General features: G+C 74.5%; 9 protein-coding genes and 1 tRNA gene. 8 read left to right on the top strand and 2 right to left on the bottom strand.

The genetic code is table 11. The features are described 5' to 3' along the window. Window positions 1-81 precede the first annotated feature (81 nt). The gene (locus ACFV3R_RS18090) at window positions 82-1,311 is read right to left on the bottom strand and encodes a chitinase (protein WP_385583224.1); all 1,230 of its coding nucleotides are present in this window, start codon (window positions 1,309-1,311) and stop codon (window positions 82-84) included. Window positions 1,312-2,334: 1,023 nt separating this feature from the next. Here ACFV3R_RS18090 and ACFV3R_RS18085 point away from each other — a divergent pair. From ACFV3R_RS18085 to ACFV3R_RS18060, 6 genes are all read left to right on the top strand, one after another. Then, window positions 2,335-2,985, top strand: a complete 651-nt coding sequence (locus ACFV3R_RS18085) for a GntR family transcriptional regulator (protein ID WP_385583221.1) — start codon at window positions 2,335-2,337, stop codon at window positions 2,983-2,985. 251 nt (window positions 2,986-3,236) lie between these two features. Next, window positions 3,237-3,383, top strand: a complete 147-nt coding sequence (locus tag ACFV3R_RS18080; RefSeq protein WP_385583218.1) for a hypothetical protein — start codon at window positions 3,237-3,239, stop codon at window positions 3,381-3,383. Continuing rightward, window positions 3,380-4,090: a 4-carboxy-4-hydroxy-2-oxoadipate aldolase/oxaloacetate decarboxylase gene (locus tag ACFV3R_RS18075; RefSeq protein WP_385583215.1), complete on the top strand. Its 711-nt coding sequence runs from the start codon at window positions 3,380-3,382 to the stop codon at window positions 4,088-4,090. Before ACFV3R_RS18080 ends, ACFV3R_RS18075 begins: the two co-directional genes overlap by 4 nt. Beyond that, window positions 4,087-5,223 (top strand): 4-oxalomesaconate tautomerase, encoded by a 1,137-nt coding sequence (locus ACFV3R_RS18070; protein ID WP_385583212.1) that lies wholly within the window; start codon window positions 4,087-4,089, stop codon window positions 5,221-5,223. Before ACFV3R_RS18075 ends, ACFV3R_RS18070 begins: the two co-directional genes overlap by 4 nt. After that, the gene (locus ACFV3R_RS18065) at window positions 5,204-6,154 is read left to right on the top strand and encodes a catechol 2,3-dioxygenase (RefSeq protein ID WP_385583209.1); all 951 of its coding nucleotides are present in this window, start codon (window positions 5,204-5,206) and stop codon (window positions 6,152-6,154) included. Before ACFV3R_RS18070 ends, ACFV3R_RS18065 begins: the two co-directional genes overlap by 20 nt. Before the next feature lie 485 nt (window positions 6,155-6,639). Continuing rightward, window positions 6,640-7,974, top strand: a complete 1,335-nt coding sequence (locus tag ACFV3R_RS18060) for an MFS transporter (RefSeq protein ID WP_385583206.1) — start codon at window positions 6,640-6,642, stop codon at window positions 7,972-7,974. 96 nt (window positions 7,975-8,070) lie between these two features. On the opposite strand, the gene ACFV3R_RS18055 is transcribed toward ACFV3R_RS18060, so the two are convergent. Beyond that, a complete protein-coding gene (locus ACFV3R_RS18055) occupies window positions 8,071-11,370 on the bottom strand; it encodes an amidohydrolase family protein (RefSeq protein ID WP_385583202.1) in 3,300 nt (1,099 codons plus the stop codon). 332 nt (window positions 11,371-11,702) lie between these two features. Between ACFV3R_RS18055 and ACFV3R_RS18050 the strand changes: the two genes are divergently transcribed. Further along, complete coding sequence (locus tag ACFV3R_RS18050; RefSeq protein WP_385583199.1) at window positions 11,703-12,629, top strand: alpha/beta fold hydrolase; 927 nt, start codon at window positions 11,703-11,705, stop codon at window positions 12,627-12,629. A gap of 159 nt (window positions 12,630-12,788) precedes the next feature. Continuing rightward, window positions 12,789-12,862: transfer RNA gene (locus tag ACFV3R_RS18045), tRNA-Pro, on the top strand. The last annotated feature ends 45 nt before the right edge of the window (window positions 12,863-12,907 follow it).

Here is a 12,907-nt window from a genome sequence, read left to right as displayed (position 1 = left end):
CCGGTCACCGGGCCCCCGGTGAAGGGGGCGGGCTCTCCCGCCGGTGGGCGGTGCGCCCCGGCCGGCCGCCGCAGCCTGTTCTCAGCAGGCGCCCTCGTCCTCCCAGGCGCCCCACTCGCCGGTGCTGCCCGGCGTCTCGTTCTGCGTCCACCACTTGGCCTTCCAGGTGTGCCCGTTGTAGGAGACCAGGTTGCCGGCGGTGTAGACGGCCGTGGCCTGCCAGGCGGTGGCGGTGCAGTCACCACTGCCCGGGTCGGTGGGCGGGGGAGTGGTGGGCGGAGTGGTGGGCGGGGTCGCCCCGGCGAACTTCACCGAGTACTTGGCGAAGTCCCAGGAGCTCTGCGGCACACTGCTGCACGTCCCCGAGGTACGGCCGTTGTTGTCCGGCGGGGAGCACTGGCGGTCGCGGTTGAGGGACCAGAAGGTGAAGCGGCCCATGCCGTTGCTCGTCGCGTAGTCCAGGACGGTCTGGAAGTCGCTCTGGCTGAAGAACTCGCCGGTGTCGCTGCGGCCGTTCATGCCGGAGAAGCCCTCGTGGGCGTAGGCCGTGGCGGTGTCCCAGCCGAAGGTCGAACGCAGCAGTCCGTTGAACGCGGTCAGGGCACTGGTCTGCGCGGCGGCGTTCGAGAAGCCGCCGTCGAAGGGCATGATCGAGAAGTTGTCGGGGGTAAAGCCCTGCGACTTCGCCTCGTTGAGCATCTGCTGGCCGAACCAGCCGGTGCCGGCCGAGGTGCCGGCGGTGGTCACCGACACGAACAGGCCCGGGTTGTTCTGCTGGAGGATCTTCGCGGCGCCGATCTCGTGGGCGATCGCCGCGGTGTTCTCGTACTCCGGCTCCTCCAGGTCGAAGTCGATCGCCTTCAGCCCGTACTTGGTGATGACCTGCTGGTAGGCGGCGGCGGTCGAGGCGGCGTCGGAACAGGCCTGGCCCAGTTTGGTGCCGTTGTAGCCGCCGATGGAGACCGAGACGTCACCCCCCTTGGCGCGGATCGCGTTGATGACCGAGGCCACCTTGGTGTCCGCGGAGACCGGCGCGGTGCCGTCCCAGGTCGGGGTGCAGCCACCGGTGTTCGGGGCGAGGACGAAGGCGAGCTGGAACGCCTTGAGCCCGCTGGCGTCCATGATGGCGCCGGCGTCGGGCGGGTCGTTGTCCAGCGGCATGAGGTACGGGGCCGCGGCGTACCAGCGGCTGCTGAGGGCGGACTGCGCCGCGGTCGCCCCCGAGGCCTGGGGGACGAACGCGGCGGTGAGACCGGCGGCGGCGAGTGCGGTGCCGGCGGCGGCGCAGAGCAGGGTACGAAGACGCTTCACGGAGGTCTCCTGGCGGCTGCTGTGGGAAGGTCGCCTCACTATCGGCGTCCGACGCGGGCACGTCAATGCTTTGGACTAGACCAACTCGGCGTGCCAGGGCGGCGTGCGGCCCCGGCGCAGACCTCGCGGGTCCGGCCGCTGTCCCGGCCGGACGGCGGCCCGGCCCGCGGACCAGGTGAGCCACGGGTCCGCGGCCAGACGGGTCGCGCGGTCCGCGGCGGACAGGCCGGTCAGGTAGCGGGTGGCGACCGGCCGGAGGTAGGTCTCCAGCAGGTGCGTGTCGAGGTTGCGGGCCGTCAGGGCCGCGCCGCGCTGGTCCCCGGCCCGAGGCCGGCCTGGTAACGGTGAAGTCGCTGCTCGGTTGCCGGGAGACCGTCCGGTCCACGGGCGCCGGAGGCCGTCGGGTTTCCCCCCCACGCCGACGCGTAGGCCATGTCGGCGTGTTCGAGGTCGGTGATGGGGCAGTAGCCGGCGACCGCGAAGACGGCGTCGCCGGCGGGGGCCGCGCCCGGCTCCCTGAGGTATGCCTCGTGCGGCGGGCTGTCACCGGAGGTGCCGAGGAGGGTGGAGAGGTGAGGTCGCGGGGGCGGCGGCGCCCCATGCCTGCGAGCCGGCTGAGAGGCCCGCCGCGGGCGCCGCGACTGCCGTGGTGAGCCCGATGACCAAGGTCCTGCGCTTCACTGCTGTCTCCTTCGCGTCGCCCGTGGCCTTGACCGGTGCCGGCGGAAACCGCCCCGGCGGGCTGTCCGGTGGGGCGCTGACGCGGAGCTCGGGAACCTCGCTGCCGGGTCCTGCTGGGGGAACGTAGGGCTGGCGGCGAAGCAGCGTCAACGATTTCGTTGACATTCATGGCTCGCGCACAGACTCCGGCCGGAGCGGGTCCGGGCCGGCAACTGCCGGGGGTGGCGGGCGTGGCGTCCGGCGTGCGGAACCGAGCTGCCGCAGTGCATTGCAGACAAAATTGTTGACAATCCTGTTGCCCTAGATTTAGCTTCGACAGGCACTCACTCAGGGAGGGCGACCATGCCGAAGCAAGCCGGTCCGAGCAGCGGAGAAGAGGCCAAGCAGTTGGCCCTGGCTCGGCTCAGGCGGGCGATCCAGCGAGGGGAGATGGTGCCGGCGCAGCGGCTGGTGGAGAACGATCTCGCCGAGCAGTTCGGTGTGACCCGGGCCAGCATCCGGGCGGCGCTGATCGACCTCGCCGCCGAAGGTCTGGTGGAGCGCGTCCGCAACCGCGGGTCGCGGGTGCGGGTGGTGACCGTCGAGGAGGCGGTGGCCATCACCGAGTGCCGGATGGCGCTGGAGGGGCTGTGCGCGGCCAAGGCCGCGGTCGCGGCCACCGAGGAGCAGCGCGAGGAGTTGATCCGCCTGGGCGAGGCCATGTCCCGGGCGGTGGCCGACGGCGACCCCGTCACCTACTCCGAGCTCAACCACGACCTCCACACCCGGGTGCGGGAGTTCTCCGGCCAGCAGACGGCCGTCGCGCTCCTGGAACGGCTCAACGCCCAACTGGTACGACACCGCTTCCAGTTGGCGCTGCGACCCGGACGCCCCCAGCAGTCCCTGAGTGAGCACCTGGCCATGATCGAAGCGATCCGGGCCGGGGACCCGCAGGCGGCCGAAGCGGCCGTCCGCGCCCACCTCAGCAGCGTGATCGAGGCGTTGCGCGACTGAGGAGTCCTGACCGCACGACCGCCCGGGCCGGGCGGCGGCACCGCACCGCGCCGCCGAACCGTCCCGGTGGTTCCTCCCGCACGCCCGGCGCCCCGAGGCCGTCCCAGGTGGACTCCCGGCGCCGTGGGGGCGCCCGGCACCAGCCCGGGCGGCCTCGTCGGGTGCCCGATGTGCCACGGACTCCGCCACGCACAGCGCCGTCGGCGCCGCCGGGGAGGGCGCAGCCCTGTCCAGCGAGGAGATTGCAGCACATGACGGAAGTCGACGCGTCCAGAACACCGGGTTCCCCCCTGGCCGGCACCGCGCCCGCCGGGCACTGCGCGGGACGCCCGGGAGGCGCCGTTCACGGCGAGGCGTACCTGCCTTCCCACCCCCAGGCCACCGAGGAGCTGACATGAGCGGCGTGATCGTCACCAACCCCCCGAAGGCGGACCGTGCGGACGTCGAGGCGCTGGCGGAACACGGGGTGGCCACCGTGCACGAGGCGCTCGGCCGCACCGGGCTGCTCGACTCCCGGCTGCGCCCCGTCCAGCAGGGCGTACGGGTCGCCGGTACCGCCGTCACCGCGCTGTGCTGGCCGGGCGACAACCTCATGATCCATGCGGCGGTCGAGCAGTGCGGGGAGGGCGACATCCTCGTCGTCGCCACCACCTCGCCCTGTACGGACGGCCTGTTCGGCGAGCTGTTCGCCACCGCCCTCCAGCGCCGCGGTGTGCGGGGCCTGGTCACCGGCACCGGCGTGCGGGACACCGCGGAGCTGCGGGAGATGGGTTTCCCCGTCTGGTCGGCGGCGGTGTCGGCGCAGGGCACGGTGAAGGCCACGGGCGGATCGGTCAACGTCCCCGTCGTGGTGGGCGGCCGGAGCATCCACCCGGGCGACGTCATCCTCGCCGACGACGACGGCGTCATGTGCGTGCCCCGCGCCCGGAGCGCCGAGGCGGTCTCGGCCGCCGCGGCCCGCACCGCCAAGGAGGAGGCGACCAGGGCTGCCTTCACCGAGGGCCAACTGGGCCTGGACCGCTACGGGTTGCGGGAGACGCTGGCCCGTCTCGGGGTGCGCTACCGGACGCACGAGGAGTACGTCCGCGACGGGGCGGGCTCGTGAGCGGGCCTGCGGAGCTGCCCTGCATGCTGATGCGGGGCGGGACCTCCAAGGGCGCCTACTTCCTCGCGGCGGACCTGCCGCCGGACCGCGCAGCCCGCGAGGACCTGCTGCTGCGGACCATGGGCAGCCCCGACCCCCGCCAGATCGACGGCCTGGGCGGCGCCCACCCGCTGACCAGCAAGGTCGCCGTGGTCTCCGCCTCGGCCGATCCGGCGGCGGACGTCGACTACCTCTTCCTCCAGGTGGGGGTGGAGGACGGCGAGGTGTCGGACCGCCAGAACTGCGGCAACCTGCTCGCCGGCGTCGGCCCCTTCGCCGTCGAACGCGGCCTGGTGGCCCCGGGGGACGACCGGACCTCCGTCCGCATCCGCATGCTCAACAGCGGCGACCTGGCCACCGCCACCTTCCCCACCCCCGGCGGCCGGGTGTCCTACGCCGGCGACACGCGGATCTCCGGAGTGCCGGGATCGGCGGCCGCCGTGGTGATCGAGTTCCCGCAGGGCGCCGGCCCCCTCCTCCCCACCGGCCGGCCCCTGGACACCGTCGCGGACACGCCGGTGACCTGCGTGGACAACGGCATGCCGACCGTGCTGGTCGCAGCCGCCTCACTCGGTGTGAGCGGCTACGAGAGCCCCGGCGAGCTGGAGGGGGACGAGGAACTCGTCGAGCGGGTCCAGGAGATACGACGTCAGGCCGGGGAGCTGATGGGCCTGGGCGACGTCTCGCAGACCACCGTGCCCAAGGTCAGTCTGCTCGCCCCGCCGGTCGCCGGCGGCGCGGTCACCACCCGCACCTTCATCCCCAGGCGCTGCCACACCTCCATCGGCGTGCTCGGGGCTGCCGGCGTCGCGGCCGGCCTCCGGCTGGCCGACGGCGTCGCCCGCCGCATCGCCCCGCAGCCGGCGCCCGGTGAACCCCTGCGGATCGAGCATCCCACCGGCTTCCTCGAAGTCTCCGTGGACATGGCGGACGGCCCGGACGGTGCCCCGGCAGTGGCCCGCACCGCCCTCGTCCGCACCGCCCGCAAGATCTTCGACGGCACCGTCTTCCCCCGCCCCCTCCCGCAGCCCGGCCCGCACCCCGCCCCCGCACCCAGCCCTGAAGGAGGCACGGATGACTCCGCCCCTCGGTGACATCGCCCACCTGGGCCACGTCGAACTCCTCACCCCCGACCTCGACGCCAGCGTCGACTTCTTCACCCGGATCCTCGGCCTGACCGAGAACGGCCGCCAGGGGGACTCGGTCTACCTGCGGACCTGGGACGACTACGAGCACCACAGCCTCGTCCTCACCGCCCACACCACCTCCGGCATCCGCCGCACCGCCCTGCGCACCTCCAGCGAGGAGGCGCTGGGCCGCCGGGTGGCGGAGCTGGAGGCGGCGGGGCACACGGGGCGCTGGGTCAGCGACGAACCCGGCCTCGGGCCGTTGTACGTCACCAGCGACCCCGACGGCCACGAGGTGGCCCTGTACTGGGGGTCCGAGTGGTACCAGGCGCCGGCCGACCTCAAGCCGGGCCTGAAGAACCAGCCGCAGGCGAAGCCCGCACACGGGGTCGGCGTGCGCCGCCTGGACCACGTCAACTTCCTCGGTGCCGACGTCGCCGCCAACGCCGCCTTCACCCGCGACCTGCTCGGCGCCCGGCCCACCGAGCAGATAGTGCTGGACACCGGCCGACTCGCCGCCCAGTGGCTGACGTTCACCAACAAGTCCTACGACCTGGTCTACACCGAGGACTGGACCGGTTCGCGCGGCCGGCTCCACCACATCGCGTTCGCCACGGACACCCGTGAGGACATCCTGCGCGCCGCCGACATCTGCCTGGACAACCAGGTGTTCATCGAGACCGGTCCGCACAAGCACGCCATCCAGCAGACGTTCTTCCTCTACGTCTACGAGCCGGGCGGCAACCGCATCGAGCTGTGCAACCCGCTCACCCGGCTGGTGCTGGCACCCGACTGGCCCCTGGTCACCTGGACCGAGTCCGAGCGCTCCAAGGGGCAGGCCTGGGGGCTGAAGACCATCGAGTCCTTCCACACCCACGGCACACCGCCGGTCGCCTGAGGCCCCGGCCGCCACGGGTGGCGGGCCACCGCCGGCGGCGCGCGCCGCCCGGTCGGCGGGCGGCCTCGCGGGCCTCGCGAGTGTTGCTCCGCCCGCCCGGCCCCCGGCGCCGGCCCACCCGTCCGCCCCCACTGCCCGGCCCGGCACGCCCCACCCTGCGCGCCGGCCGGGCAGTCGTGCGCGCGGGGCGAGAGGCCGGGCCCCCGGAACGCCCCGCTGCCGTCACGACCCCGGTAGCGCAGTCCGACTCCCCGCCGTGCAGGGCGAGACCGGCCCCGCGCCGGCGGCCGGGACAACTGCCGAACAGATTGTTAACAAAAGCGTTGACAGCTGTGCCGGGTGTCCTTAGCGTCAAGGCCACACCGCGAGCACCTCCGCTCGCCGCCGCGCGGGCCCTCGCCCGCCGGCGCCTCGGCCGCGCGAGCCGCGCCGATCCCTCGCTCCCGCCTTCCAGGGACCCTCCTCCCGGACGAGAGGAAACAACGATGTCCTCCTCCCTCGCCCAGCCCGCCCGCGGCACCGGACTGGCCGCGCTGGTCGTCGGCCTGTGCTGGACAGTGGTGCTCTTCGACGGGCTCGACATGTTCGTCTACGGCTCGGTGCTGCCGCACATGCTCGAACACCACGCCCTCGGGATCGACGCGGCCGCGGGCGGGGACATCGGCAGCTACGCCACGTTCGGGATGCTGCTCGGTGCCCTCTCCGCCGGAACCCTCACCGACCTGGTCGGACGCAAGAAGGTGATCACCACCTGCACCGTGGTGTTCTCGCTGGCCTCCGCCGCCTGTGCCCTCGCTCCCGGCCTCACCGTCTTCGGGGCCGGCAGGTTCGTCGCCGGTGTCGGCCTCGGCGGACTGCTGCCCACCACCATCACGATGGTCGCCGAGTACGCCCCGCGCGGCCGCGGCAACCTGATGGTCGGCCTGCTGATGACCGCCCACCAGGCAGGCGGCATCCTCTCCGGGTTCGTCGGCCTGTGGACCGGCGGCGACTCGGGCTGGCGTGTCGCCTACTGGGTCTGCGTGGCGCCGCTGGTCCTCGCCGTGCCGTTGGTCGTGAAGCTCCTTCCGGAGTCGACGAGCTTCCTGCTCGCCCGTGGCCGCACCGACGAGGCCCGGCGCCTGGCCGACCGGTACGGCGTGGAACTCCCCGCCCCGGACACCGCACGCCCCGGAGCGCCCGCACGCCGGAGCGCGCCGGCCGGACTGTTCCGCGGCGGACTCTGGCTGCGCACACTCCTGTTCTGGCTCGCCTCCTTCGGCGGACTGCTCCTCGTCTACGGCGTCAGCACCTGGTTGCCCACCATGATGCGCGGCGCCGGCTACGAACTCGGCTCCTCACTCGCCTTCGTCGTCGTCATCAACCTCGGCGGCATCGTGGGCATGCTCGTCGCCGGCCGGTTCTCCGACCGCTTCGGCGCGCCCCGGATCGCCGCCCTCTGGTTCGTCCTGACGGCCGTGGGCGTCTACCTCCTGGGCGTGCACATGCCGCTGCCCCTCACCTACACCCTGGTCTTCCTCACCGGCCTGTTCCTCTTCAGCGCACAGGCCATGGTCTACGCTGCGGTGGCCGACCGCTCCACCACCGACAACCGGGCCACCGCCGTCGGCTGGACCTCGGGCATCGGCCGTTTCGGCGCCGTCTTCGGCCCCTGGCTCGGTGGCCAACTCCTCGCTGACGGCGCGGAGAAGTGGGGCTTCACCGCCTTCGCCCTCACCGCCGTGGCCTCCACCGTCCTGATCGGCCTCGCCGGCCTCCCCCCGCGGCAGCGCACACCGCGCGGCCCGACCGGACAGCCGGTGACCACCACCACGGGCTGAGGGGCCGGGCCCGCTCCTTCCGCTCCCCGGCCGGCCCGGGCGCACGTTCGGGGGCCACGCGTCCCCGCCGTGCGCCTGCCTGCGGGCGAAGGGGCCTCAGCGCCGGTCGGGCGTTCCGCAGCACCCCTCCTGCCGCAACCGGTGCCCCACCGCGAGCCAGTCGGTCTCGGCAGCTCCGGGGGCCGCCGCGCTCGCCGCCCTGGCCTGCGGCGCCGGCCGGAAGGCGGCCACCAGATCGCGCTGCGTGAAGAGCCGGCCGCCCCGCAGCACCGCCGTGGTGCGCACCAGGTCCTCGAAGTCGCTGAACGGGTCCCCGTCCACCACCGCGAGGTCGGCGAGCCGGCCGGGCTCCAGCGTCCCCAGGTCCTTCTCCGCGCCGAACATCCGCGCCGGGTGGAGCGTCGCCGTGCGCAGCGCCTGCGCGGGACTCAGCCCGTACCTGTGCAGGCCGCGCAGGCAGAGGTGGAGGGAGAGCCCCACCGGCACCAGCGGCTGGTCGGTGCCGAGCGCCACCAGCCCGCCGCCCGCCATCACCCGGCGGTAGACGTCCACCTCCCGCTCAAGGTCGGCGAGTTCGGCGTCGGTGGGGCGGTGCCCGGAGTCCTCGCGCACCAACGCGGCGTCCCAGGGCGGCATCAGCGTCGCAACGCGGGGGTCCGCCGCCAGCGACGGGTCGGCACCCACCAGCACCGCCGCGGTGAACGGCGTGGCGACCAGGGCGAAGTCGCCCCGGGTGTAGACCTCCAGCACGTCCTGGTAGGCGTGCCCGGTGGCCGAGGTGGCGTGCCCGAACTCCAGGCGCTGAGTGGCCTGGAGGTGGGTGGTGAGGTCCAGTCCCAGTTCGGCGCCCGGGCTGATCAGGTGGCTTCCCGAGCGCGCCCCCAGCCGCTCGTGGGCGAAGCGCGCGGCCTCCTGCATCCGGGTCCCCGGGCTGCGCACGTAGGACTTGACGAAGTCCCAGTCCAGCGCCTCCGCCCGGGCCAGCGACCGGCGCAGCCCCGCGTCCGTGGCGTGCGCCCGCCCCATGCTGTAGGCCACCCGGGACCCGTCCAGCAGCTCCCCGGTGGCCAGCAGCCGAGGACCGGCCAGCGCCCCGGCGGCCACCGCCTCGCGCAACCGGGCCTGCTCGTAGGCGAACCCGCCGAAGGAGACGGCGGTGGTGATGCCGTAGGCGAGCTGCAGCGAGGTCTGCCGGCCGCCGTAGGTGCTCTGCCAGGGGTGGGTGTGGGTGTCCCAGAGCCCCGGGATCACCGTCGCCGTCGAGGCGTCGACCATGCGGGAGGCGGCGCGCCCGGGCCGGTGGGGCGAGACGGAGGCGATGCGGCCCTCCCGGACGACCACGTCGACGTCCTCGCGGACCGTCTCGCCGGTGCCGTCCCACAGCCGGCCGGCGTGCACCACCACGTCGGCCGGGCTCGCGGGCCGGTAGTCCATGCGCAGCGCCACCGAGCGGACCCCGCCGCCGTCGACGCCCACCGTGCGCAGGCCCGTCGGCGACAGGTACAGCAGTGTGCGCGAGTCACCGGACCAGGACGGGTGGTCCGCGGCCTCGTCCGTGATCCGGCGCGGCTCCCCGTCGGGCGTGCCGTCGGGCGCCACGGGCAGCACCCACAGCGCGGACTCGGCGACGAACGCCATCATCCGGCCGTCCGGCGACCACACCGGCCCGGAGTCGTAGCGGTCGGCGAGCGACAGGTGCGGGGCGGGCGAGTGGAGGCGCGCCGTCCCGGTGCGGGTGTCCACCACGCGGATGAGGTTGTAGCCCTCGCGGAACCGCTGGTTGAGGCGGTTGCGGTCGCAGAAGGCGAGGTGACGGCCGTCCGGGGACCAGCTGGGCCGGCCGGGCAGGCCACCGCCGCCCAGCGGCGCTGCCAGCACCTTCTCGGTGCCGTCGGCCAGGGAACGGACCACCAGGTTCCCCGACATGTCCAGCGCCGCCAGCCGCCCGCCGTCCGGGGACAGCGCCGGCAGCACCCGCCCACCGGAGGCCAGCACGGACTCGGAGCCGTCGGCCAGTTCGCGGCGCCGCACCGCGAACAGGCCGTCCCGGTCGTCCGCCCAGACCAGGGCCCGCCCGTCGCGCGACCAGCTCGGCGCCAGCAGGTAGTGGGACGGCGAGGTGCGCACCAGACGGCGGGGCCGGCCCCGGCCGTGGACCGGCGCCACCCAGAGCCCGTCGAGCGCCGCGAAGGCGACCTGACGCCCGTCGGGCGAGAGGGCCGGCAGGTGCACGCCACGCACGGCGGCCGTTCCACGGCGCTCGAAGCCGTAGTCCCGCACCCGGTAGGAGGGCCGTTCCAGGGGGAGGGAGGCGTGGAACGGCACGGTGACCGCCGAGCCCGGGGCGCCGGGCCGCAAGCGGCGGAAGTGGCCGTCGACGGTGAGCAGGAGTTCGTCGCCGCCGATCCAGCGCGGCGGCACCGGCAGCACGTCACCGGGCACGTCGACGGGCTCGCCGTCGACGACGAGCGTGCAGGTGGGGCCCGGCGCCGGGGTGGTGCGGAGGTAGGCCGGACGCGGCCGGGGGCCGGGGGCGAGCGCGGGGGCCATCAGCTGCGCGCCGCTGTCGTCCCGGTGCTCCACCCGGATCTCGCCCCGGCCGTCCGCGCGGGCCGAGGCGAGGGTGTCGGCGTGCAGGACGCCCTCGGCCACCCGGCCGCGCACGAACCACAGCCGCTCCCCGGCAGGGTCCCAGACCGGGTCGAAGTCCTCCCACGCGCCGCCCTGGGCAGGCCCGGGGTCCTCCGGCCCGCCCGTCACGCGGTGCAGCGCCCCGGTCGCCAGGTCGAGGGTCCAGATCCGGTACGGGCTGCCGGACACCGGGTCGCCGCCGCGCTCCGAGGCGAACGCCAGCCGGCGGCCGTCCGGGGACCACGCCGGGCCCCGGTCGTCCCAAGGGCCGTCGGTGTGCCGGCGCAGGGCCGATCCGTCCGGGGCCATCGTCCAGATGTGGAAGCGGCCTCCGCGGTAGGCGCACAGGGCCACCCGGGAACCGTCGGGGGAGAAGACGGGCCGGGTGGGCTCCAGGTCGGGCGGGGTGAGGGCGGTGGCCTCACCGCCCTCCGGCGGGATGGACCACAGGATGCCCTGGACGTCGGCGACGAGCGGCCCCCCGGTGGGGGAGAGGGTGCCCGCACCGTTCGTGGCCGCGGTCAGCGCCAGCCGCGCGGTGCCGCTGCGCCCGGCGGCCCCGGCGGCCGGCGCGGTGGTGGCGACGGCCGTGCCGCCGAGACCGAGTGCCACCACCGGCGCGGACGCCGAGGAGAGCAGGAAGCCGCGGCGCGAGAGCGGCCGGTGCTCCGGACCGGGGCCGGGGCCCTGGGCAGGCCGGGTGGGGGACGGGGCCGGGGGGACGGCGTCCGGCGGGGTGGCGGGGGCGGAGTCGGTGGGGGCCAACGGTCCTCCTGGCGGGCGGTGGTGACCACGCCGCGGCCCGCCGGGCTCCGCGGCGGACACCGCGGAGCTGCCGGGGGCGGGGCGGTCGGCGGAAGCGGGCCGGGGATGGCGGTGCGGCCCGGATCGCAGGCCGCCGGCCGATGGTGACACGTTCACCCGGCAGGCGACAGACAGCGTCCCGCGACGCGCCGGTGCCCGCGGCGGGCCGGAAGCCCTGGCACCGGGCGGGAGGCGCGGGGTCGCGGTCCCGGCTGCCGACCCCTTGGCGGGACGGGAGGTGAGGGGAGAGAGTGCCAGCAGCGTGAACCGGTGACGAGAGTCAGGAGAGAACAGTGCGGGAGACCCTGCGGCCGGAGTTCCACCAGGCCCCCGACGGCGCACGGATCGCCACCTACACCTGGGCGCCGGCGGCCGGCGGCGTCCGTGCGGTGGTGCAGATCGCCCACGGGGCGGCCGAACACGCGCGCCGCTACGACCGGTTCGCCCGCCACCTCGCCGAACACGGCTACCTCGTGGTGGCGTCCGACCACCGCGGCCACGGAGCCACCGCCGACTCGACCGGCGGCCGGGGCGTGGTGGGGGAGGAGGCCTGGCGGGCCGTGGTGGCCGACCTCAAGGACATCGGCGACGCGGTGCGCGCCGCCCACCCGGGCGTCCCCCTGGTCCTGCTCGGCCACAGCATGGGTTCGATGCTGGCCCGCGACCACGCCCAGGAGTACGGCGCCGACCTGGCCGGACTGATCCTCTCCGGGACCTTCCGCACCCTGCCCGGCGCGGAGGTGCAGGGGGCCCTGGACCGACTGGACGCGGAGATCGCCGAGCGGGGCCGGACCGCCCTGTCCGACTTCGTCCCCGACCTCTTCGCCTCCTTCAACGACCCCTACGAGCACCGCACCGGCTACGAGTGGCTCTCCCGCGACGAGGCGGAGGTCGACGCGTACGCCGCCGACCCGGACTGCGGCTTCCCGTTCAGCGCGGGCCTGTGCCGTGACTGGGTGGCCGCCGCCCGCAAGGTCAACGACCCGCGTGCGCTGGCCCGCACGCCGCGGGACCTGCCGATCCACATCGCCGTCGGCGAGCAGGACCCGTGCCACGCCGGCATGATCCTCGTCCACGAGATGCTGGAGGACTACCGCTACCTGGGCACCCGCGACCTGACGTGGAAGGCCTACCCGGGAGCCCGGCACGAGATCCTCAACGAGACCAACCGTGAGGAGGTCCAGGACGACCTGCTGGCCTGGCTGGAGGAGCGCTTCTGACACCCGGGAGGCCCCACCCGGACCGTCCGCCGGCGCGAGGGCACGAGCCCGCTGCGGGACCCGGCGGCCGGGCCCGCCCGGAAGGGTGGGCGAGACGCCTCTGACATGGGGTATCGTTACGTCCGTACGGGCGGCCGGAACGCCGATCCGGACAAGCACCGGGACGTGGCGCAGCTTGGTAGCGCACTTGACTGGGGGTCAAGGGGTCGCAGGTTCAAATCCTGTCGTCCCGACTCGTGAGAGTCGCAGAGAGGGCCGGTCACGGAGGAATCCGTGAC

It is taken from the genome of Streptomyces sp. NPDC059740 (genome assembly GCF_042733155.1).
Lineage (GTDB): Bacteria > Actinomycetota > Actinomycetes > Streptomycetales > Streptomycetaceae > Streptomyces.
This window is presented reverse-complemented; position numbering and strand designations above follow the sequence as displayed.

What these genes read in the sequence shown, in the direction of transcription:
- ACFV3R_RS18085 (WP_385583221.1), top strand. Translation starts at nt 2,335, where the DNA reads ATGCCGAAGCAAGCCGGTCCGAGCAGCGGAGAAGAGGCCAAGCAGTTG.
- ACFV3R_RS18080 (WP_385583218.1), top strand. Translation starts at nt 3,237, where the DNA reads ATGACGGAAGTCGACGCGTCCAGAACACCGGGTTCCCCCCTGGCCGGC.
- ACFV3R_RS18075 (WP_385583215.1), top strand. Translation starts at nt 3,380, where the DNA reads ATGAGCGGCGTGATCGTCACCAACCCCCCGAAGGCGGACCGTGCGGAC.
- ACFV3R_RS18065 (WP_385583209.1), top strand. Translation starts at nt 5,204, where the DNA reads ATGACTCCGCCCCTCGGTGACATCGCCCACCTGGGCCACGTCGAACTC.
- ACFV3R_RS18060 (WP_385583206.1), top strand. Translation starts at nt 6,640, where the DNA reads ATGTCCTCCTCCCTCGCCCAGCCCGCCCGCGGCACCGGACTGGCCGCG.